Source organism: Xylanivirga thermophila, from assembly GCF_004138105.1.
Taxonomy (GTDB): domain Bacteria; phylum Bacillota; class Clostridia; order Caldicoprobacterales; family Xylanivirgaceae; genus Xylanivirga; species Xylanivirga thermophila.
The window spans coordinates 1-21,992 of the sequence record NZ_RXHQ01000033.1; the positions used below are offsets into that span (position 1 = coordinate 1).

Here is a 21,992-nt window from a genome sequence, read left to right on the forward strand (position 1 = left end):
TAGGTTACCCTGTTATGCCCATATTATTACATTAATGTATGTACTATCCATATAGCTTCTTTTTTACAAGTCAAAATGCTGAGAACAATAGAGATATTAAGAGATAATTAAAGATTATAGAGGAAGGATAAAACGGATAATCAGGATATTATAAAACTTATTGCCTATTCAGAGGCCAATCTTAATGAGATAGTAAAGCAATTGACAGGAACAGATAATGCAGATGAGATAGAATTTAAAGTAATCCAGCTCATATCAAGCATTATAAGTCCTGTCATAATGTACTTAGGGATAGGTGAGCACTTGGTAATAGACATAAATGATGCAGCAGTAAGAAAAAGCTATATAACAAGTTTGATAGATAGCATAATATCATAGTTAGGAATGGGGTAGTTCCGCCTTTGATTTTACCGATGTGGCATATTCTGAAGGTGTCATATCGGTAGTTTTTTTAAATACATTGGAAAAGTAGTGGACAGAGCTAAACCCCAATTTTTCAGCGATTTCAGAAAAATTATAGTTTTCTTCCCGTATGAGCTGTTTTGCTTCTTCGATCTTTAAAAATCGAAAATATTGTATTATACCAGCATCCATTTTTTCCTTAAAGAGATTTTTTATACGGGTGCGACCAAGGGAAAATTCTTCACAGAAATCGTCAATAGTGAGGTTTTTATTGATGTTTTGCTTCATAAAAGATATCATACGGTTTATCAGATCATCTTCTACTCTCCGCCTTGTTATAAATGATATCCTTTCTTGATTTTTTACTGAAGAATTGTTTCTTATAAAGGTTATAAGAAGCAATTCTAGATATAGTTTTATAAGCTGTTGGGATCCAAACAGTGCATCATGCTTTTTATCATCTTCGGTTACAAATTGATTTAATCTTCCATTAAAGGAATTTGCACGCTCCTTTATTATGTTTGCCAGTATATCCTTTTCTTCATCTCCCGCCCTTAAAATTTTATTTTCAAAAAATTTCATTGTAGAGCTATTACAGACAAATGACATTACTATAAGATTAGGCGCAATCTTACCATTAGCCCATACACTGTGAAATTCGTTGGGCTTATGAAATATGATTTCTCCCTGTTCGAGCTGGTAACCTTCTGTATCAGCCATAACCTCTGCTTGCCCCTTATCTACATATAAAAACTCCCAAAAATCATGACTCTCTCCTTGAAATACAAAATCTTTGGCATATTCAAAATAGAATATGCTGACTATCGCATCTATGTTTATCACCTTATTAAGGGTTATTTTAGGATATTTGGTATTGCCTCTTTTTTCCAACAAATAAATCTCCTCGCATTTCTGAAAGTGTCCAAAATTATAAAAAAACCGACTTCTTATGCAAAGAAAAAACTATTAATCTATTGTATAATTAATATACGAAGGATATATCAAGTATATTTTATAAATTTCCACACAAATATATTATCAAATTTTATATACTAAATCAATAAAAGGAGGCTGAACAATGAAAAAAGGTATTAATATCTGGTCGTTTAAAGGCGGTATGACAGTGTCTGAGTGTATAAAAATGGCCAGGGATGCTGGGTATGATGGTATCGAGCTTAGCTTAGATGAGGAGGGTGAGGTTAGCTTAGATAGCACTGAACAGGATATCTTAAGGATCAAAAAAATAGCAGAAGATGAAGGAATGGAGATTCCAAGCCTGGCAAGTGGCCTTTACTGGTCATATCCTGCTACTAGCTCGGATCCTAAGATCAGACAGAAATCTATGGATATTGTAAGAAAACAGCTAGAGATTGCTTCAATATTGGGTGCAGATAGTATTTTGGTAGTACCAGGGGCTGTTTGTGCAGATTTTATACCCGGATGTGAAGTAGTGGATTATGACGTGGCATATGACAGGGCATTGGGGGCATTTACCGAATTAAAAAAGGATGCAGAGGAGATGAAGGTTCACATAGGACTTGAGAATGTATGGAATAAATTTTTGTTATCTCCTATTGAGATGAGAGAGTTTATAGACAAGATTGACAGTCCCTATGTAGGTGCCTATTTGGACGTGGGAAATGTTGTCTATTCAGGTTATCCAGAGCATTGGATAAAAATACTTGGAAAGCGTATAAAGAAGGTACATTTTAAAGATTTCAGGAAAAGTGTAGGCACCCTTGATGGTTTTGTAGATCTTTTGGCGGGAGATGTGAATTTTCCTGCGGTAATGGATGCATTTAGTGCCGTGGGATATGATGATTATGTTACTGCAGAGATGATACCTAATTATACCCATTATACGAATCAGATTATATACAATACGTCTAAGTCTATGGATCAAATTTTAGGCAGATAAAAGTAAAAAATATAAAAGGAGATGTTCTTATTATGTTAAAAGTAGGATTAGTAGGTATAGGTTTTATGGGGCGAGGTCATTTGGATAACTATATAAGATTGGAGTCGGAAGGTTTTCCTGTTAAATTGGTAGCCGTATGCGATATAGATCCAGATAAGTTTGAAAACAAATTTGTACCTGGCAATATAGATGTGGGAAATGCAAAATATGATTTTTCAAAATACAATCTATATACTAGTATAGATGAAATGTTGGAAAAGGAAGATTTGGATTACGTGGATATGCCACTCCCCACCTATATTCATTCTGAGTCAGCTGTAAAAGCGCTTAACAAAGGTGTAAATGTACTTTGTGAAAAGCCAATGGCCCTAACTGTAGAGCAATGTCAGGCTATGATAGATGCAGCTGAAAAGAACAATAAAAAACTGATGATTGCCCAGTGTCTACGTTTTTGGCCTGCATATGAATATGTAAAGGAATGCATAGATACCAATAAATTTGGGGATGTAGTAGGTGCATATTTCTTCCGTGGAGGTGCTACACCAAGATGGTCATATCAGAACTGGTTGCTTCAAAAGGATAAGAGCGGTGGAGCACTGCTTGACCAGCATGTCCATGACGTTGATACTATTAATTGGCTATTTGGTACTCCAAAGAGTGTATCAACCATAGGTAGAAATGTTATTCCCGGTAGTGGTTATGATATAGTATCTACCCATTATATCTACGATGATGGCAAAGTAGTGACAGCTGAGGATGATTGGGTATTAAATGGTGATTATGGTTTTGAGATGAGATTTAGAGTAAATTTTGAAAATGGAAATGTAGTTTATGAAAATGGTGTGCTTAAGGTAAACCCCCATGATGGAAAATCATTTACACCTGATCTACCAGAAGATAATGGATATTATAGAGAGATAAAATACTATGTAAATGCTTTATTGAATGATCAAACTATTGATATTGCTGCACCTCACAGTACTATGGAAACCATACGTATTGCTCGGGCAGAGGTGGAGTCTGCTGATAATAACGGTAAGGTAGTAGAACTTTAATTAGACAATTATAATATTTTAAAGGGGTAGAGAGTTTATGTATCATTTGGATATAGGAGTTATTATCTCATTAGAGAGTTTGCTTAAAAATGGCACGGAGGAGATTGAGGTCCTAGGTCTTAACTCCTGTCAGGTAAATGCATGGGATATTGATTTACTTACCGAGGATAATGCTAAAAGAGTAAGGGAAATAGTAGGAGATAAGATAAATATATCAAGTCTTTGGGTGGGTTGGCCCGGACCTAAGGTATGGGATTTTATAGATGGTCCTTTAACGCTTGGATTGGTACCAGCAGAATTTAGATATGCACGTATGGAGGCATTAAAAAAAGGTGCCCGATTTGCTAAAATGCTAGATATAACAGATATTACTACTCATGTAGGTTTTATTCCTGAGAATCCATCTACTACTGAATATAGGGAAACGGTGATTGCCATACGGGAAGTGGCTTCATATTGCAAGAATCTAGGAATATATTTTAATTTTGAAACGGGACAGGAAACGCCCATTACACTTATACGTACTATAGAGGATACTGGGCTTGATAACTTAGGTATAAATCTCGATCCAGCAAATTTGCTTCTCTATGGCAAGGCAAATCCTGTTGATGCTGTGGATATATATAAAAATCTTATAAGAGGAGTACATGTAAAGGATGGTAAATATCCTACAGACGGCAGACATCTTGGCGAGGAAACGGCCATGGGAGAAGGAATGGTTAATTTCCCCTTGCTTTTAGACAGACTTATAAAGTATAATTATCAAGGGGCCTTAACGATAGAGAGAGAAATTACAGGTCCCAAGCAAAAGGAGGATATAATAAAGGCAAAAGAGATTTTGCTGGATATCTTGCAAAAATATTAGACTTAAGATATAGGGATGGAGTTGCAATGGATAAACAATATAATGTAGTACTTGTGGGCTGTGGCCATATGGGTGCAGCCCATATGGATGATATATATTACAGGGAAAATATTAATGTAGAGGGAGTAGTAGATTTAAATCCGGAAAAGGCAAAATTCTTTGCTAGAAAATATGGAGCAAAATCCTGGTCTACTAATTATCAAAATTATTTAAAGGATAAAAATGTTGATATAGTTATAATAGCAACATATCCTTCAAGTCATCTAAAAATGCTTAGGGATTGTATAGCTGCAGGCAAACATGTACTATGTGAGAAGCCGATAGCCACTGATCTTAAGGAAGGCAGGGAATTTGTAAAGCTTGTAAAGCATGCAAAGACTAAGGTGTTGGTAGGGCATATACTAAGGCATAATAAAACCTATCAGACGGTGGCAAAGATGATACAGGATGGGGCCATAGGTAGTCCTATAATAATGCGTATGGCACAGAATCACCATACAATGGATTGGAATAAGTATTTGGCTCTTATAAAGGAGACCTCACCCATAATAGACTGTGGTGTTCATTATATAGATGTTATGAGGTGGTTTACCGGAGCTGAAGTGATAAATGTGTCTGGTATAGGACTTCGGACGGAGGCCGATGTTCCAGAGGATAAATATAACTATGGCCTTATTACATTAACCTTATCTGATGGCTCGGTGGCATATTATGAGGCGGGATGGGGTAATACTATTGCAGCGGACAATTTAAAGGAGTTTGTTGGACCTAAAGGACGTATAAGGATAATATATAAAAAGGATAGGGCTACTCATCAAGAAGAAGGGGATCTAATAGAATTTTATAGATATCCTGAAAAGACCTATGAGATGATAAATTTGGATAGCAATCGAAAACCTACCTATGATCAATTAAGCTGTCTAATAGATATGATAGAAAATGATACACAAGCTTCCCCAAGTATAGATGATGTCTATACTGCCTTTGAAATAGCTGTGGCTGCGGATGAAAAGATAAAAAATGAATATTCCAAGGTCAATCATATTGCTTTGGTATGATTTTATTAAACAAAAGAGCACTGTTTTATATAAAACAGTGCTCTTTTGTTTATAGCTAGTTCCGATCAAGTGACCAATAGTATAAAAAAACTGGCCAAAAGTATAAAGAAATAATCAGGTATCTAGTATAAGATAGAGGTGGCATAAGTTAAATTTATAAAAAAATGGAGGTTGATAAGTGATGAAAATTGGAGTAAGTGCATACAGCTATAGCCAATGTGATATGGATGCTATACAGATAGTGCATAAGGCTAAGGAGATGGAATTTGACTATATAGAATTTTCAGGACTGCCCAAGCTTCCGGAAAATACTGATCCTGTGGAGTATGCAAAAAAGATAAAACAGGAATGTGACAAGGTAGGCCTTACAATAGTTAACTATGCAGTAGGTGCCGATCTTTTAAATAATGATTTAGATCAAGAAGTTGAAAGGTTGAAACGGGAGGTAGATGTAGCAAAAGAGTTGGGTTCACCATGCATGCGCCATGATGCAACATGGGGATTTGCAAATATGGAAGATGGCCCGAAGGGTTTTGATAATGCATTGCCTGTTTTGATAAAGGGTTATAGGGCGGTTACAGAATATGCAGAGCAGCTTGGGATAAAGACTACTATAGAAAACCATGGTTTCTTTTGCCAGGATAGTGAAAGGGTAGAAAAGCTTATTTTAGGTGTAGGACATCCAAACTTTGGTCTACTCTTGGACGTGGGGAATTTTCTATGTGTAGATGAAGATCCTGTAAAGGCTGTAGGTAGACTGCTTCCATATGTGTTCCATGCCCATGCTAAGGATTTTCATATAAAATCAGGTATGGTAGTTAGTCCTGGAGATGGTTGGTTTAGATCAAGGGGAGGCAATTATCTCAGAGGTTCTATAATAGGACATGGAAATGCGCCTGTATTTCAGTGTATAGGGCTTTTAAAGAGAGCAGGATATGATGGTGTTCTTTCCATAGAGTTTGAAGGATTGGAAGATCCAATAAAAGGTATAGCAATAGGAAAGAAAAACTTGGAGCATTATATAGAACTTGCTTAGTTAGTATTGGAGGTTTGGGTATACATGAAGGAAGAATGCTTGCCAAAACCAAATAGGGGTCAGCTAGCATGGCAGGACATGGAGATGGGAATGTTTCTTCACTTTGGTATTAATACATTTCATGATCAAGAATGGGGAGAAGGTACTGATAGTCCCAGTACCTTTGATCCTACCGATCTAGATGCAAGACAGTGGGTACATATGGCCAAAGCTGGAGGATTTAAGTATGTAGTGTTGACGGCCAAGCATCATGATGGATTTTGTTTATGGCCTACAAAAACTACCGATTATTCTGTGAAATATAGTCCATGGAAAGATGGCAAAGGGGATGTAGTGCGCGAATGTGCCGATGCTTGTAGAGAAGAGGGCATTGGATTTGGTATATATCTATCGCCATGGGATAGGCATGAACCTTGTTATGACAACAAGGATTTGTACGATGATTTTTATTGTGATCAACTTACAGAGCTTTTAACGGGCTATGGACCATTAGTGGAGATATGGTTTGACGGTGCAGGCTCAGAAGGGCGGGAGTATGACTGGGCAAGAATAATGAACTTAATAAATAAATATCAACCCAATGCTATGATATTTAACATGGGTGCTCCAACTATAAGATGGGTAGGAAATGAGGATGGATTGGCTCCCTATCCCTGTTGGAATACTGCCAAGGCGGCTAGGCAAAGCATTTTTACAGATGAAAATACAAAATGGCTTCCAAATACGCCTAGATGGGTACCGGCAGAATGCGATGTTCCCATACGAAGGGGACAGTGGTTCTGGCATCCAAATGCCGAACATAATCTTCGTTCTTTAGATGAACTTATGGATATATATTATCGATCCGTAGGCCATGGAGCCGGATTACTCCTTAATGTTTCACCAGATGCTAGGGGGCTCATCCCCGATGCAGATGCAAAAAGGCTGATTGAGTTTGGAATAGAGATACGGAGGAGATTTAATGATCCAATAGCTAGTACAGCAGGATGTGGATACAAGATAGATCTTCATTTAAAATCTTCAGCATATATGGATCATGCTATTATAATGGAGGACATAGCATATGGCGAGCGGATACTAAAATACAAACTAGAGGCAAAGCAAGGAGACGACTGGATATTAATTTCAGAAGGCAGTGCCATAGGGCATAAAAAGATAGATAAGTTTAAAAAAGTAGAGACGGATCATATAAGGTTAATTATATTGGAGGCAGATGCAGATCCGATTATAAGAGAGTTGTCCCTATATTTAGTGGATAAATAATTGTAAAAAGAAGGGGAGAGACCAATGGGGAAGCTAACCATTGCAAAAGATCAGTTTTTATATGATGGCAAACCCATGCGTATATTATCAGGTGCCATACATTATTTTAGGGTAGTACCAGAATATTGGAAGGATAGACTTCAAAAGCTCAAAGCATGTGGATTTAATACGGTAGAGACATATGTACCATGGAATTTGCATGAACCACGTCCTGGGGAATTTTGCTTTGATGCTGGTTTGGATATAGAAAAATTTATTAGAACTGCTCAGGAGTTAGGGCTTTTTGTAATAGTTCGCCCTGGACCGTATATTTGTGCGGAGTGGGAGTTTGGCGGGCTACCTGCATGGCTTTTAAAGGATCCCGCTATGCAACTGAGGTGTGGATATAAGCCATATCTTGACGCGATAGACAGATATTTTGATGAACTTATAGGCAGATTAGCGCCGTTGCAATCTACCAATGGTGGTCCTATAATTGCAATACAGGTAGAAAATGAATATGGCAGCTATGGGAATGACCATGAGTATCTCCAATATATCGAAAAGGGATTAAAATCAAGGGGTGTAGATGTTTTACTCTTTACATCAGATGGAGCATGCGATAGTATGCTGCAGGGTGGTACGCTTCCGCATATATTTAAGACGGTAAACTTTGGTTCAAGGGCATTGGAACAATTTGAAAAACTAAAGGAGTTTCAACCTGAAGGACCATTAATGTGTATGGAGTATTGGAATGGTTGGTTTGATCACTGGGGCGAAGAACACCATAGCAGGGATGGTCAGGATGTTGCAGATGTACTAGATGAGATGTTGTCCATGGGAGCATCAGTAAATTTTTACATGTTACATGGAGGTACTAACTTTGGTTTTATGAATGGTGCAAATTGTATGGGAGAATACCAGCCTACAGTGACGAGTTATGATTATGATGCACCATTAAGCGAATGTGGCGATCCAACAGAAAAATTTTATGCTGTACAAAAGGTTATAAAAAAATATGCAAATGTAGAAGATGTACCTTTAGATATTTTACCTAAGATGGCATACGGCACCGTTGAGTTAAATGAATACGCAAAGCTTTTTGATTCATTGGATGATATAGGAAAAGAATTTAAAAGGCCGGCCCCTGTTCCTATGGAAATGTTGGACCAAAACTATGGTTTTATACTATATCGTACTTTTATAGCCGGTCCAAGGGATGAATCACCCCTTATACTTCAAGATGTACGGGACAGGGCATTGGTGTTTGTAGATGATCAGTTTGCAGGGGTTATATACAGGGATGATAAAGAGCCATCCATATATATAAAGGTACCAAAAGAAGGTATAAAGCTGGATATATTAGTTGAGAATATGGGACGTACAAATTATGGACCTAATATGCTTGATCGAAAAGGTATAACATATGGAGTAAGGATGGGACAGCAATTCATATATAATTGGACTATATATACTTTGGAGATGGATAATCTCCATAAATTGAACTTTAATAAAGGTAAACAGATAGAATGTCCGGCGTTTTACCGGGGAGAGTTTGAAGTAGCTAAACCATTTGATACATTTTTAAAGCTGTCTGGTTGGACAAAAGGTGTGTGTTATATAAATGGTTTTAATCTGGGACGATATTGGAATGCTGGACCACAACAGACGTTGTATATACCTGGCCCACTCCTTAATAAAGGAAAAAATGAGCTTATAATATTTGAACTCGAGAATGTAGAAAAACCTATAGTTGAGCTTATAGATCAGCCTTTACTATGATATTGGAAGGGAAATAACTAAAAAAGTTATTTCCCTCTTTTTATATAAAATATAATGCGTTATAAAAATATAACATTTTCTATAGCATTTCATTGGGGAAAATAGGGTGGTGTAATTTGCTTGATATTAAAGGTATTCGAAATTATTTGAATATGTATTCTAGTATTACATTAAGGTTTTTTAATGACAAAAGAATGCTATAACAATAATTGAAAATATATTGACTTTGATATAAGTATATGCTATATTGTTATTAACAGATAATTATCTATTTTTAGTCAATGTATTATTCGTTAGCATAAGTATAGATGTAAAGGAATGAATTGCATGGCTACCGAGAGAAAAACACTATATTCACAGATTGCAGAAGACATAAAACTACAAATTTTAAATGGAGATCTTGTTCCTGGTGATCAGCTGCCTACAGAATTTGAGTTGGCTGAAAGGTATGATGTAAGCAGAATCACGTCTCAAAGGGCATTGGTAGAATTGGAACGTGAAGGTCTAATATATAGGAGACAGGGTAAAGGTAGCTTTGTATTATCTAGAGGTAATACAAACGATCAAGGCATTTCTCATAAGGTTATATCAATGATATTACCATCTGATGGACCGGCTGGCAGGCGTATTGACTATATAAACGGTGCTACTGATTACCTAAGCGATAATGGTTATTATCTTACTATACATACAACTGATAATGATCTTGATCAAGAACGGAATGCGTTGATTAACCTGCCTAATGATGGGATAAGTGGTATAATTTTTTATCCCACTTCTAGAAAAAATTTTGATATATTGTATGCAATGTATCTAAGTAAGTATCCAATAGTTACTATTGATAAACATTTTCAATCATTACCTATATGTTCTGTTGTATCAAATAATTTTGATGGAGGCTATAGGGCTACTTCTCATCTTATAGAACTTGGACACAGGAGGATAGCATACCTTTCAAATCTCAATATAGAGGAAATAAGCACTGTAAGGGAACGATTTTTTGGATATTGTACTGCATTAAAAAAGCATGATATAGCAATAGACCACAATATAATTAACTTTGCCTTGACCTATGATGGTGAAAAATTTGCTTATAAAACAATTGATATGCTTAAAAGGATGTTTAATCGTGGTGTAACGGCCATATTTGCTGAACATGACTATCTAGCAATTGCCATATATAAAACATTACAGAATGAAGGGATAAGGATACCGGAAGATATATCGTTGATAGGTTTCGATAACGTGGAGATATTGGAACATGTTGATATTCCCCTTACCAGTGTAGATCAAAATTTTTATGAGATAGGCAGGGAGGCTGCTAGTATGATAGTTGAAATGATCCAAAATGGATATTGTGAAGTGCCTCAAAAGGTCATACCTGTCAATATGGTTTTTAGGAATAGCGTTTCTGAGATCAAGCCTAGAGAAGTATGCAAAGTTTTTCGTGAAAAATAATTTTAAAGATTAGCTTATATAAATTTTATTACTCATGAGAGGGGTGATATTCTGTTCATTTAGTACCATTTAATCTCATTATTTAAAAAATGTATTATAGGAGGGGTATTTTTAAAATGAAAAAATTTAAAAATCTTATAGCGTTACTCCTTGTTGCAGTTATGGTTTTTGCTTTGGTGGCATGTGGTGAAAAGGATGGCGAAACTTCAAAAGATAATACTACCAATAAAACAGATCAAACTGCAGATAAAACTGAGGATGATGAGGAAAAAGAACCTGATGGTGAAAAGCCCGACGATAAGGATGATACGCCAAAGGGGAAAGTGGTTTTTTGGGGTGGACAATTTGGCTCGGACAAAATATTTGAAAAATTTAAAGAGGATACAGGTTGGGATTATGAATATCCACTAAACTGGGTAGATGACAAAAAACTTATAGCTGCATGTGCAAGTGGTGCACCGCCGGATGCAGCATTTCTATATGCTAGTTATGTTCCAAAGCTTGCTGCAGCTAATCTATTACAGCCATATGACAAATATGCAGAAGAGGGTAAGATAGACTGGGGTAAATATTATGATTTTGCAGTTGATCTTGGACTCTATAATGGCAAACACTATTCATTGCCATGGGATATAAATGGACAGATACTATACTATAATAAGAAATTGTTTGAACAGGCAGGTCTTGACCCAAACAGTCCGCCAAAGACATGGGATGAGCTAAAGGATTATGCGAAGAAGCTTACCAAGTTTGATAGTAAGGGTCAATTGATTCAGCAGGGTTTCCAGAGTGAATATTGGAAGGATGTAGTATTTAATTTTGCAGCTACTGCAGAAGCTGGTACGGTATCAACCGATCCTTTTGAGGTCAAGGTAAATACACCTCAGATGTTAGAAATTTGGGAAATGATAAAGGGATTCTATGACCTTCATGGTGGTGAGGATGGTTTGGAAAAGGCTAAAAATGCAGGTGTTCAATTTGGCCTAGAATCAGACACTGTTGCCATGAAACTAGATGATGCCATATGGCCGGCCATGTCATATGATAGTGAATATCCTGATTTGGACTATGGAGTAGCACCTGTACCAACAAAGAATGGCGAAAAATTCTCCATGGGTGTAGGGGCTACGTGGTCATTGGTAATACCTGTTAAATCCAAAAAACCTGAAGGTGGTTTTGCAGTTACAAAATGGTTCTCAGAACTGAATAATTTTGAAGATGCTAAGGAAAGTTTTGAATCTGATCCAGATAAATATTTCTATATGCCTATAGCATTAAAAGAGGACGATCAGAAGATCATATCAGATATTTTGCCTCAGATTCCAGATCCCCAAAAGAGGGATAGGACTATAGCAAGGGCCAAACTCATAGGTGAGAATGGTATAAGTGGCGGTGCAGGTTCACCTGTAGACTTTGGTGAGATGCATAAAGAACAATGGGAGAAATTTTACAAAGGTGAGATGTCTGCCCAGGAATCCTTGGCTGAATGGGAAAAGAGGGCAAAGGAGACAGTCGAAACTTTCTTGAATGAACAGAAGGCAATGGGTATAGAAAACTAAGAAGCACATGAAAGATATGGGGGATATATATCTCCCCCATATCCTATTTTATATTTTACATGGGAAGGGGTATGTATGGTGCGCTGCAATGCTAAGAGATCAATCATTGCTTTTATATGTAAATGCTTATGCTTGGCGCTTATAATTACAATGTTTAGCCCTATAACCAGTAATGCACAGCCGGGGATACCACTAAAGGATAAAAACAAGGTAGAGGATGAAGATGCAAGAAAGAATAACGATCAAGGTTATGTAAATCCTCGTGAGTACAGTTATGTTAATGTATTAAAGCAATACGAAAAAGAAGGTTATGAGTCGGTTGAAGAAGTGGAAATATCGCTAAATGCTGATGATATATCAAATTCAAATGCAAATCTACTCCCATTAGAAGTTGGGATAGGGGGCAAACAAAACAATGTATTGGTGTGGAAAAACTCGGATGACTGGTTTGAATGGCAAATAGACATACCTGAGAGTGGTCTATACAATATATATGTAGAATACTATGCCTTAGGCGAGTCTAGTAATTTGATTCAAAGGGAGCTCATGATAGATGGAAATGTTCCATTTAATGAGGCTTCAAATATTCCGTTTTACAAACTATGGGAAGATGAAGGCAAGACTACTTTTAACAATGTAGGAGATGAGGTAAGGCCCAAGCAGGTAGAGATAAAAGAGTGGCAAGTAAAACCGCTTATTGATGTAAGTGGAATGTACAGTCAGCCATTAAAGTTTTATTTTTCTGAAGGCAAGCATACTTTAAGATTTAACTATGTACAGCAGCCTATGGCAATAGACAAGATAATAATAAGATCAGTTGATGATTTGCCTGAATATGCAGATATATCTAATGAATATAAACAGAAGGGATATAAAAAGGTATCCAAAGGTGCAATGAGGATAGAAGGTGAGGCGGCTTATTCAAAAAACGATCCTACTATTCGCAGGGAATATGATGGAGATCCTTCCGTATATCCTTCAGCAGGAGGTAAAATTAGGCTTAATATGATAGGAGGCTGGCGTTGGAGAAAGGGCAATCAGGAAGTTACATGGAAGTTCGATGTACCTGAGAGCGGATTATATAAATTGGTATTTAGGGTAGCACAGTGGTATGGTGATGGTTTACCTGTATATAGACAGATTGCAATAGATGGTAAGGTACCGTTTAAGGAGATGGAGGCCTACAAATTTTCATATCAGCACGAATGGAGAACGGAAGAATTAAAAGATGAAGAGGGCAATACATATTTGTTTTATCTTGAGGAAGGGGAACATACCCTTACTATGACAGCTAAGATGGGGCCCTTAGCAAAAATAATAAATGATATGGAAGAAGATGCCTGGACATTGTCTGAATCTATCAGAGATATAATTATGATTACAGGCAGTGAGCCTGATTCTAACTTTGATTATGAATTGGACAAAAAAATACCGGGTTTAATAGATACATTTAAAGAATTATCAAATAATATGGGGCGTTCCATAGAAGAAGTTACAGCTATATCGGCTAGAAGGCCTATGATAGTAAATAACTTTGCAGTACTTAAGGATCAGCTCGATGAAATGATAAAGGACCCATTTATTATCCCACGGAGATTAAATGATCTTATGAGTTCGCAGTCGGGGTTGACATTATCGCTACAGGATATACAGAATCAGCCGTTGAATATAGACTATTTTTTAGTTGAGCCACCTAATGCGAATATCAAGAATTATAAAGCTAGTGTATTGCAAAAGATGAAGGCTACATGGCAAAATTTTCTGGCTTCTTTTTATAAGGACTATGATCGGATAGACAATGTATATAGTGTAACAGATGATACTAACAACCAAAAGCGTAGTATAGACGTGTGGATCGCTAGAGGTAAGGAATGGGGAGAGGTAATAAAGCAAAAGGCAGATGAGGATTTTACACCCGAAACGGGTATTGGAGTTAACATGAATATCTTGCCGGCAGGCCAGATGGGAGCTACTGGTGTAAATGCACTTACTTTGTCTATAGTATCAGGCAAGGCACCTGATGTAGCACTTGGTGTTGATCCATTATCACCCGTGGAATTAGCAATACGCGATGCATCGGCAAATCTTGCACAGTTTGATGATTTCAATGATGTATCAAAAAGATTTTTGCCAGGAGTGTTAGTGCCTTTTGAATACAGAAATGGTATATATGCTCTTCCAGAAACTATGGATTTTAATGTGTTATTTTATCGCAAAGATATAGTTGATGAGCTAGGGATAGCAGTACCGGATACATGGGAAGAATTGTATAAATCGGTATTACCGGTACTCAATCAAAATGGTATGCAATTTTATTATCCTTCTCTCTTGGCCGCTAGTTCATCCCTATTGCCATTTTTATATCAAAATGGTGCTGAGTTTTATACAGATGATAATATGCGTTCTGCACTGGATACTAGTGAAGCATATAAATCTTTTGTAGAATGGACTAAGCTTTTTAAGGTATATCAAATTCCTGTTCAGGCTAACTTTTTTAACAGATTTAGAACAGGTGAGATGCCAATTGGAGTTGGCAGCTATAATACCTATATAATGCTTACTGTGGCAGCTCCGGAACTCTATGGTAGATGGGGAATAGCCCCTTTACCTGGTATAAGGATGGAAGATGGAAGTATAGATAGGACAGCTGGTGGTGCACCATCTGCTGCTATAGTATTAAATCAAAGTGAAAACAAGGAAGAAGCTTGGCAATTTCTTAAATGGTGGACCAGCACGGATACTCAGTCACAATTCGGTAGTGATATTGAATCACTTGTAGGTATAGAAGCTAGATGGAATACGGCAAACTCAGAAGCGTTCAAAAATATAGCTTGGGATAAAAAGGATTTGGCTGTATTTGAAGAACAATGGAAATGGTATAAAGAACAACCTGTTGTGCTGGGGGGATATTTTACTGATAGGCATATAAAAAATGCTGCAACTAGTGTAATAATGAGCGGTATGAATGAACGTGATGCACTGGAAAAGGCTATAAAGGATATAAACAAGGAAATGCGGAATAAACAGATAGAATATGGAATTATTGAAGAAAAGAGATAAATGAAGATTAAAATACTTGTTGGAAGGGGTGTACACACGTTTATGAGTGTCAATGTTAATTCTGTTGGCCAGAGAAAAGCTAGTATGCATACAAACACCCAAAAGAAGAGTAGATTTAGGACATTTTGGAATAAGTATGGTCCGGGATATATTATGCTGGCACCATTCATGATATTATTTGTAATATTTGCCCTGTTACCTGTAATAACAGCTGCAGGGTTGAGCTTTACAAATTACAATATACTACAGGCTCCAAAATGGGCAGGAATTACTAACTATAGGCTATTATTTACCGATGATGATGTGTTTTTAATAGCCCTTAGGAATACTTTGCTATTCGCGTTGGTAACGGGACCTATTGGTTTTTTTGCCTCATTCTTTTTTGCATGGATAATAGATCAGTTGAAATGGCGTAATGCATTTTCATTGGCTTTCTATGCTCCGTCACTTACAAGTGGTATAGCAATGTCAGTAGTGTGGTTGTATTTTTTCTCTGGAGATAGGTATGGATTTCTAAACAATATATTGATAAATTTAGGGATTATAAATGAACCTGTTTTGTGGAATATGGATCCTAATACGATATTGCCTGTCATAATAATAGTATCCATATGGATGAGCATGGGTACAGGATTCCTGGTATTTCTGGCAGGGTTTCAAAATATCCCCAAATCATACTATGAAGCTGCAGCTATTGATGGTATGAAGAATAAGTTTCAGGAGCTAGTATATATTACATTCCCATGTATGAAACCTCAGCTTCTATTTGGGGCTATAAATGCAATAGTGGGATCATTGGGGGTATTTGATGTGGCTGTGTCCATTGCGGGTATGCCTAGTCCAAACTATGCGGGTCATACTATAGTAGCCCATCTATATGATTATGCTTTTATAAGGTTTAATATGGGATATGCTTCAGCAGTTGCTGTTGTATTATTTTTACTGACATTTTTATTAGGTAGACTAAGTATGAAAATATTCTCATCTAAAGACGAATAGGAGGTTGAGAATGAAATGGCAGGAGAAGCTAAAAAAAATAAAAAAAGAAAAAAGTTCAGCTGGGGCAAATTCTTCCTCTACTTTTTTATGCTGTTATTGGTAGCTTTTACGTCCCTACCGCTTATATATATGATATGCTCAGCTTTTAAACCTCTGGATGAGCTGTTCCTATATCCTCCTAGGTTTTTTGTTAAAAAGCCCACTTTAAGGAATTTTTCTGAACTTTTAACTACCCTTGACAGTACTTCAGTGCCATTTACACGCTTTGTGTTCAATAGCTTATTTACTACTGCGGTTACAGTGTTTGGCACGGTTATCATATGCAGTATGGGAGCTTTTGCTTTGGAAAAATACGATCTTCCATGGGCAAATACCATATTTAATATTGTTGTAGCAGCCTTGATGTTTGCTCCGCAGGTTACTCAGATTCCAAACTATCTAATAGTAAACAAATTAGGACTTATAAATACGTATTGGGCACTTATAATCCCCAAATTGGCAGTAGCCTATAATTTCTTTCTTATGAAACAGTTCATGGAAGGTGTACCCAATGAACTATTGGAGGCTGCCAGGATAGATGGAGCCAAAGAGTTCCGTATCTTCTGGAGTATGGTAATGCCGATGGCAAAACCGGCATGGGCTACTTTGATAGTATTTTCCTTTGTGTCAAACTGGAATGACTATTTTTCTCCATTAGTATTTATTACCAGCCAAACCATGAAAACTCTTCCACTGGCGCTTCAAACCATACAGGGAGGGCCGGGACAGGTTGCCCGTTCAGGAGCTGTAGCAGCTGCAACCTTTCTTACCGTGTTGCCAACGATATTAATATTTCTGTTTATGCAGTCAAAAGTTATGAAGACTATGGCATATTCAGGCATTAAGGCTTAATGGGAGGCTGGATGTATGAAAAAATATAAAAAGATAGCATTAATACTGACCGTGTTGATATGTGTATTTAATATTACGGCATATGGGGCTGGTAATTATGATTATATACTAGATGAGAAGGGTAAGCGTATAGCGATTCCGCTGACTTATAAGGTAGAAAAAGTCTTTTCATATTTTGATGAGGCAGGGTATCTAAACAATGCTCAGGATCTTTTCATGGATAAGGATGAAAAACTGTATGTGGTAGATACGGGGAATAATAGAATAATAAAATTGACCAGAGATGGAAATTTATTAGGCACCTATGATGGAGATACAAAAAAACTAAACAGTCCAAATGGTATTTATGTAGACGATGATGGAGATATGTATATAGCAGATACGGGTAATGGCAGAGTAGTTCATCTATCACCTGAGGGAAAATTTGTTGAAGAGTTTGTTCAGCCTAAATCCCCACTTTATGATACTAACTCACCATTTAGACCTAGTAAGGTGTATGTAGATGCTATAAACCAAATATATACCTTAAACGATGACTATCATGGTTTTACGGTTTTGGACGGAAACAATCAATTTAAGGGGTACGTTGCACCAACACGATTGGAATTTAGCTTTACCGATGTGCTCATAAGGATGTTTGCATCTCCAGAGCAAAAAGAAAAGCTATCAAAAAGGCTCCCGCCTGCCCATTCCAATTTTGTAATAACCGATGATGGTATGATATATGCCACTACCTTAAGGGCAAAGACTGAACAAATTAAGAAGATGACTACTTTGGGAAACAACATATATCCTGAAGATGGTTTTTTCGGTGAGGATATTGATGAGTATGGTAATAAGATAGAACCTTCCTTTGTGGATATTTCGGTAGATGATAATGGTATAATAACTGCACTTGAGAGCAGTACATGTAGATTATATCAATATGATCAGGAGGGCAATCTACTGACAGTATTTGGAGGTAGGGGTACCTATCGTGGAAAGTTTTTATTTCCCACAAGTGTGGTACAAGATAAAAACGGCAGAATGTATGTATTGGATAGTCGGATGAATAACATACAAGTTTTTGAACGCACCAAATTTATAGAGACTGTCCATCATGCACTTAATCTCTACTATGATGGTAAATATCAGGAGGCCATAGAGCCATGGGAAGAGATATTGAAGGTAGGACCTAATTATTATGTAGCCCATAAAGGTATGGGGAAGGCATATATGAAACAGGAAAAATGGAAACAGTCTATGAAATCCTATAGGCTAGCAGATGATAGGGAAGGATATTCTGATGCGTTTTCGGAGTACAGACATAGTATATTTAGAAAATACTTTGGATGGATAGTGCTAGCTATAATTGGTGTGATAGTAGCGATTATAAAATTTGTACGTTATTTGAGAAGATTGAGTGGACAAATGCTTAGACAAACTAAGACATGGAAAGGGGTGATCTAGTCCATGGATGGATTAAAAACTGCCCTTATGATAATGTTTCACCCTATTAGAGGATTTACAGTTATAAAGGAAAAGCGGGAGGATTTTAACTATACTCCTACTTTAATACTTTTTATATTGATATTGATGGCTAGATTTATAGATATATACTATACCCACTATCCATTATCCAAACTTAATCCTAGGGAGACCAATCTATGGACGGAGTTTGCTAGAATGCTTATTCCATTGTTTACATGGACAATAGGATGTTATGCAATGACCACCATAAACGAAGGTAAGACTATGCTCAAAGAGCAGCTAGCCAGTACTGCATATGCCATGTTGCCATATATAGTGCTTACACCGATAATAGCATTATTATCCCATTTTATGAGTGCAAAAAATTCTGGGCTATTTTACAGATTGCAGTTTATAAAATGGGCATGGGTAATCATATTATTTTTCATATCCACTGCTACCATGAATGAGTACAAATTTTGGAAGACGGTGGGGGTATGCATGTTAGGCATATTGAGTGTGGTAATTATATGGCTTTTAATCGGGCTTTTCTATTCATTAGGTGATCAAATTGTGGTATTTGCAAAGGAATTAGTAAGTGAAATAAAACTATTAAATTCAAGGTAGGGAGGGGTGTTGAATTGAATTGCAAAATAAAGCTGTTATCTATACTTTTAGTGCTATTATGTTTGTTTGAGGTTTTAATACCCTTTGCTGGTTTGGCATATGCAGCTCCGATAGATGAGAGACTGACAGGATTTGAAAAGGTGGGTGAAACTGATGCTCTTGCCTTGTATTATAATGCAGAAAAGATAGCCATAGCTGTATTGGATAAAAAAAGCGATTTTTTATGGACATCTACAGTAGATGAAAACAAAATAGATACAGATGAACTAAATGATGAGATTAAAACCAGTCTTGAGTCGCTTTTTCTTATAACATATACAGATCTTACAAAGGATGCGGACAATATCAGTAAAAAAAGTTATCTTAGACTCAAAACGAAGGTAGATAAACAGCCAATAGATAATGGTATAAAACTAACATTTAAAATGGAAGAATTGAATATGAATATGGATCTTGAAATATTTTTGGATGGGGATATGTTGAAGATACGTATTCCATCTGATGGTATAGTAGAATCTGTAGGAGTGGATGATGAGTTAAAAGAGCGTATGGCCGAAATAAAAAACAGCATAAAGGAAATAAGGAAAGATTTTGATAGAGTAAAAGATACTAATATACCTGAGATAAAAAATCTATTATCTAAAGCCGAAACTAATTTAGGTAGGGCAGAGGAGAAGGCAGGGCAGATAAAAAATGTCTATGGATTAAATACCCATGCCCAGGCATTGTATAATTACACTACGTCTTTTCGTTCTGCTATAAAGGGTTCAAGGGATAGTGTAGGTATTATAGAGAAGCTGGAACCATTGACGAAAGGAAATAAAAAGGCCAAAGAGGCATTAAAACTATGTAACGAGATATACGATTTAGGTTTTAAGGTAATGTCAAATGCTGCTGCCCTTAAAGGTGTAAGTGTAGGGGGAGCTGTAGAGGTGGACCTTCTTCCATACTTCGGAGCAGGATATACAGATGAAGAAGGCTATGTTTTCTACCCGGATGGCAGTGGTGCACTGACCTATTTTAGAAAGAACCCACCGCCTCAGGATCAGTTTTTTAGCAAGGAAATATATTCTGAGCATGTTACAGATTTGGATGATCATGATTTAAATAGGGAAAATGGTATAAGGGATATAATGATGCCTGTTTATGGCATAAAGCGTAATGACCATGCATTTGTAGGTTTTATGACTGAAGGAGAGGCCGATTCCAATATAAAATTCTTTCCGGCAGGTTATCATTTAGATATAAATCGAGCAAATTTTGGTTTTGTCTATAGAAGATGTTATCAACCTATAACTAAGAACTGGAATGGTTTTAGCTATAAGCTCATGGAACGGGAACGTATAATGCAGGATAGAGAAGCTGCTTTTGTATTTCTAAGGGATGATGATGCTAGTTATAGCGGAATGGCAAATAGATACAGGGCTTATCTATTGGATCAGGGTAAATTAAAGAAGAGCGATAAATTAAAGGAATCCATGCCCTTTGGCTTAGATCTTCTAATGGGTATTAAGGAAAAGAGGGCCCTTAAGGATAAATTCATCAAGATGACTACCTTTGAACAGGCTGTAGATATAGTAAATGAGCTTAAAGATTCAGGAGTTAAGGATATGCAAATCAATCTTCTCGGTTGGGCAAAGGGAGGGTATAAGGTATATCCTTCTAAGTACAAACTGGAAGGTAAACTGGGCAGTAACAGGGATTTCAAAAAGCTGGTCGATACGATAAAATCCAATGGATATGTACTATTTTTACAGGATAATCTAGTAGATGCATATAAGGGAAATGGGGGATTTGCCATAGGAAACGAAGTGGCAAGGGGTAAGAGTACAAAGCAGATCAGTGATAGATATAATGCTAAGTATATCTATTCTCCTGCTGTAGCATTGAGGAGATTTTTGAATAAACTCTTGCCAACTGTTGGAAAATTTGATATAGACGGTATGGCTTTTGAAAAAATGGGCGCATTTATCTACAATGATTATGGTGCTAAAAATGAGTCTACACGTCAAAAGACCACAGAGTATTGGAATCAGATTATGGGGGCATCAAAGGGAAAGTTAGGTTCTTGTGCTTCTGTGGGGGGCAATCAATATATCCTAAATCAAGTGGATAGGCTTATAAGTATTCCAAATGATAATACAGGGTATTTTGTAACGGATGAAGCGGTGCCTTTTTATCAAATGGTAATACATGGATCTATACCTTATTCATCAAAACCATTTAATCTGTTTTATGATGCAGAGCGGGAAAAGCTTAAGGCCATAGAATATGGTTGTATTCCATATTATCAGCTTACATATGAAGATTCGGAAAAGCTTATATATACCTCATATAATCAATTGTTTACGTCTAAATTTGAAGAATGGAAGGATGAAGCTATAGAGGTATATAAAGAGTTTAATGATGGTTTTAAAGATACCATAGACCAATATATAGTAGATCATCAAAAGCTGAGTGATGATGTATACAAGACTGTATATGAAAATGGAACAGTCATATATGTAAACTATTCATACAAGACACAGAGTATAGATGGACATGAAATAGAACCTGTAAATTATCTCGTTGTGAGAAATGGAAGGTGATGT

17 protein-coding genes are annotated in these 21,992 nt (G+C 36.7%); 16 read left to right on the forward strand and 1 reads right to left on the reverse strand.

The window, feature by feature from the left end; all coding sequences use genetic code 11:
* The first annotated feature begins 201 nt into the window (after nucleotides 1–201).
* On the forward strand, nucleotides 202–378 hold the full coding sequence (locus EJN67_RS14075; RefSeq protein ID WP_165000854.1) for a hypothetical protein: 177 nt from the start codon (nucleotides 202–204) through the stop codon (nucleotides 376–378).
* Here the strand turns inward: EJN67_RS14075 and EJN67_RS11750 are convergent, their stop codons facing one another.
* Nucleotides 379–1,293: an AraC family transcriptional regulator gene (locus EJN67_RS11750; protein WP_129724510.1), complete on the reverse strand. Its 915-nt coding sequence runs from the start codon at nucleotides 1,291–1,293 to the stop codon at nucleotides 379–381.
* A 187-nt stretch (nucleotides 1,294–1,480) separates the two neighbouring features.
* Here EJN67_RS11750 and EJN67_RS11755 point away from each other — a divergent pair, with 187 nt between their 5' ends.
* From EJN67_RS11755 to EJN67_RS11825, 15 genes are all read left to right on the forward strand, one after another.
* Nucleotides 1,481–2,320: a sugar phosphate isomerase/epimerase family protein gene (locus tag EJN67_RS11755; protein ID WP_129724512.1), complete on the forward strand. Its 840-nt coding sequence runs from the start codon at nucleotides 1,481–1,483 to the stop codon at nucleotides 2,318–2,320.
* 32 nt (nucleotides 2,321–2,352) lie between these two features.
* Nucleotides 2,353–3,375, forward strand: a complete 1,023-nt coding sequence (locus EJN67_RS11760) for a Gfo/Idh/MocA family protein (RefSeq protein WP_129724514.1) — start codon at nucleotides 2,353–2,355, stop codon at nucleotides 3,373–3,375.
* A 37-nt stretch (nucleotides 3,376–3,412) separates the two neighbouring features.
* Nucleotides 3,413–4,240: a sugar phosphate isomerase/epimerase family protein gene (locus EJN67_RS11765; RefSeq protein WP_243641301.1), complete on the forward strand. Its 828-nt coding sequence runs from the start codon at nucleotides 3,413–3,415 to the stop codon at nucleotides 4,238–4,240.
* A 26-nt stretch (nucleotides 4,241–4,266) separates the two neighbouring features.
* Nucleotides 4,267–5,298 (forward strand): Gfo/Idh/MocA family protein, encoded by a 1,032-nt coding sequence (locus EJN67_RS11770; protein ID WP_129724516.1) that lies wholly within the window; start codon nucleotides 4,267–4,269, stop codon nucleotides 5,296–5,298.
* A 181-nt stretch (nucleotides 5,299–5,479) separates the two neighbouring features.
* Complete coding sequence (locus EJN67_RS11775; protein ID WP_243641302.1) at nucleotides 5,480–6,334, forward strand: sugar phosphate isomerase/epimerase family protein; 855 nt, start codon at nucleotides 5,480–5,482, stop codon at nucleotides 6,332–6,334.
* Nucleotides 6,335–6,358: 24 nt separating this feature from the next.
* The gene (locus EJN67_RS11780; RefSeq protein WP_129724520.1) at nucleotides 6,359–7,597 is read left to right on the forward strand and encodes an alpha-L-fucosidase; all 1,239 of its coding nucleotides are present in this window, start codon (nucleotides 6,359–6,361) and stop codon (nucleotides 7,595–7,597) included.
* Between the two features lie 24 nt (nucleotides 7,598–7,621).
* On the forward strand, nucleotides 7,622–9,358 hold the full coding sequence (locus tag EJN67_RS11785) for a glycoside hydrolase family 35 protein (RefSeq protein WP_129724522.1): 1,737 nt from the start codon (nucleotides 7,622–7,624) through the stop codon (nucleotides 9,356–9,358).
* A gap of 327 nt (nucleotides 9,359–9,685) precedes the next feature.
* Nucleotides 9,686–10,816 (forward strand): GntR family transcriptional regulator, encoded by a 1,131-nt coding sequence (locus EJN67_RS11790; protein ID WP_165000855.1) that lies wholly within the window; start codon nucleotides 9,686–9,688, stop codon nucleotides 10,814–10,816.
* 116 nt (nucleotides 10,817–10,932) lie between these two features.
* Nucleotides 10,933–12,375 carry an extracellular solute-binding protein gene (locus EJN67_RS11795; protein WP_165000856.1) on the forward strand — a complete coding sequence of 481 codons (1,443 nt, stop codon included), beginning with the start codon at nucleotides 10,933–10,935 and terminating at the stop codon, nucleotides 12,373–12,375.
* Nucleotides 12,376–12,450: 75 nt separating this feature from the next.
* Nucleotides 12,451–15,435 (forward strand): extracellular solute-binding protein, encoded by a 2,985-nt coding sequence (locus EJN67_RS11800; protein ID WP_129724528.1) that lies wholly within the window; start codon nucleotides 12,451–12,453, stop codon nucleotides 15,433–15,435.
* Between the two features lie 42 nt (nucleotides 15,436–15,477).
* Nucleotides 15,478–16,434 (forward strand): carbohydrate ABC transporter permease, encoded by a 957-nt coding sequence (locus tag EJN67_RS11805; protein ID WP_207208022.1) that lies wholly within the window; start codon nucleotides 15,478–15,480, stop codon nucleotides 16,432–16,434.
* A 15-nt stretch (nucleotides 16,435–16,449) separates the two neighbouring features.
* The gene (locus tag EJN67_RS11810) at nucleotides 16,450–17,325 is read left to right on the forward strand and encodes a carbohydrate ABC transporter permease (RefSeq protein WP_129724530.1); all 876 of its coding nucleotides are present in this window, start codon (nucleotides 16,450–16,452) and stop codon (nucleotides 17,323–17,325) included.
* A 15-nt stretch (nucleotides 17,326–17,340) separates the two neighbouring features.
* Nucleotides 17,341–18,774 (forward strand): SMP-30/gluconolactonase/LRE family protein, encoded by a 1,434-nt coding sequence (locus EJN67_RS11815; RefSeq protein WP_129724532.1) that lies wholly within the window; start codon nucleotides 17,341–17,343, stop codon nucleotides 18,772–18,774.
* Nucleotides 18,775–18,777: 3 nt separating this feature from the next.
* Nucleotides 18,778–19,401, forward strand: coding sequence for a YIP1 family protein (locus EJN67_RS11820; protein WP_129724534.1), 624 nt, complete (start codon nucleotides 18,778–18,780; stop codon nucleotides 19,399–19,401).
* Nucleotides 19,402–19,415: 14 nt separating this feature from the next.
* Nucleotides 19,416–21,989 carry a DUF5696 domain-containing protein gene (locus EJN67_RS11825; RefSeq protein ID WP_129724536.1) on the forward strand — a complete coding sequence of 858 codons (2,574 nt, stop codon included), beginning with the start codon at nucleotides 19,416–19,418 and terminating at the stop codon, nucleotides 21,987–21,989.
* Nucleotides 21,990–21,992 lie beyond the last annotated feature (3 nt).

Excerpts from the sequence above, each read along its gene's own strand:
- EJN67_RS11815 (WP_129724532.1), top strand. The coding sequence starts at position 17,341 with ATGAAAAAATATAAAAAGATAGCATTAATACTGACCGTGTTGATATGT.
- EJN67_RS11765 (WP_243641301.1), top strand. The coding sequence starts at position 3,413 with ATGTATCATTTGGATATAGGAGTTATTATCTCATTAGAGAGTTTGCTT.
- EJN67_RS11810 (WP_129724530.1), top strand. The coding sequence starts at position 16,450 with ATGGCAGGAGAAGCTAAAAAAAATAAAAAAAGAAAAAAGTTCAGCTGG.
- EJN67_RS11780 (WP_129724520.1), top strand. The coding sequence starts at position 6,359 with ATGAAGGAAGAATGCTTGCCAAAACCAAATAGGGGTCAGCTAGCATGG.
- EJN67_RS11760 (WP_129724514.1), top strand. The coding sequence starts at position 2,353 with ATGTTAAAAGTAGGATTAGTAGGTATAGGTTTTATGGGGCGAGGTCAT.
- EJN67_RS11755 (WP_129724512.1), top strand. The coding sequence starts at position 1,481 with ATGAAAAAAGGTATTAATATCTGGTCGTTTAAAGGCGGTATGACAGTG.
- EJN67_RS11790 (WP_165000855.1), top strand. The coding sequence starts at position 9,686 with ATGGCTACCGAGAGAAAAACACTATATTCACAGATTGCAGAAGACATA.
- EJN67_RS11805 (WP_207208022.1), top strand. The coding sequence starts at position 15,478 with ATGAGTGTCAATGTTAATTCTGTTGGCCAGAGAAAAGCTAGTATGCAT.
- EJN67_RS11775 (WP_243641302.1), top strand. The coding sequence starts at position 5,480 with ATGAAAATTGGAGTAAGTGCATACAGCTATAGCCAATGTGATATGGAT.
- EJN67_RS11785 (WP_129724522.1), top strand. The coding sequence starts at position 7,622 with ATGGGGAAGCTAACCATTGCAAAAGATCAGTTTTTATATGATGGCAAA.
- EJN67_RS11800 (WP_129724528.1), top strand. The coding sequence starts at position 12,451 with ATGGTGCGCTGCAATGCTAAGAGATCAATCATTGCTTTTATATGTAAA.
- EJN67_RS11770 (WP_129724516.1), top strand. The coding sequence starts at position 4,267 with ATGGATAAACAATATAATGTAGTACTTGTGGGCTGTGGCCATATGGGT.
- EJN67_RS11795 (WP_165000856.1), top strand. The coding sequence starts at position 10,933 with ATGAAAAAATTTAAAAATCTTATAGCGTTACTCCTTGTTGCAGTTATG.
- EJN67_RS11820 (WP_129724534.1), top strand. The coding sequence starts at position 18,778 with ATGGATGGATTAAAAACTGCCCTTATGATAATGTTTCACCCTATTAGA.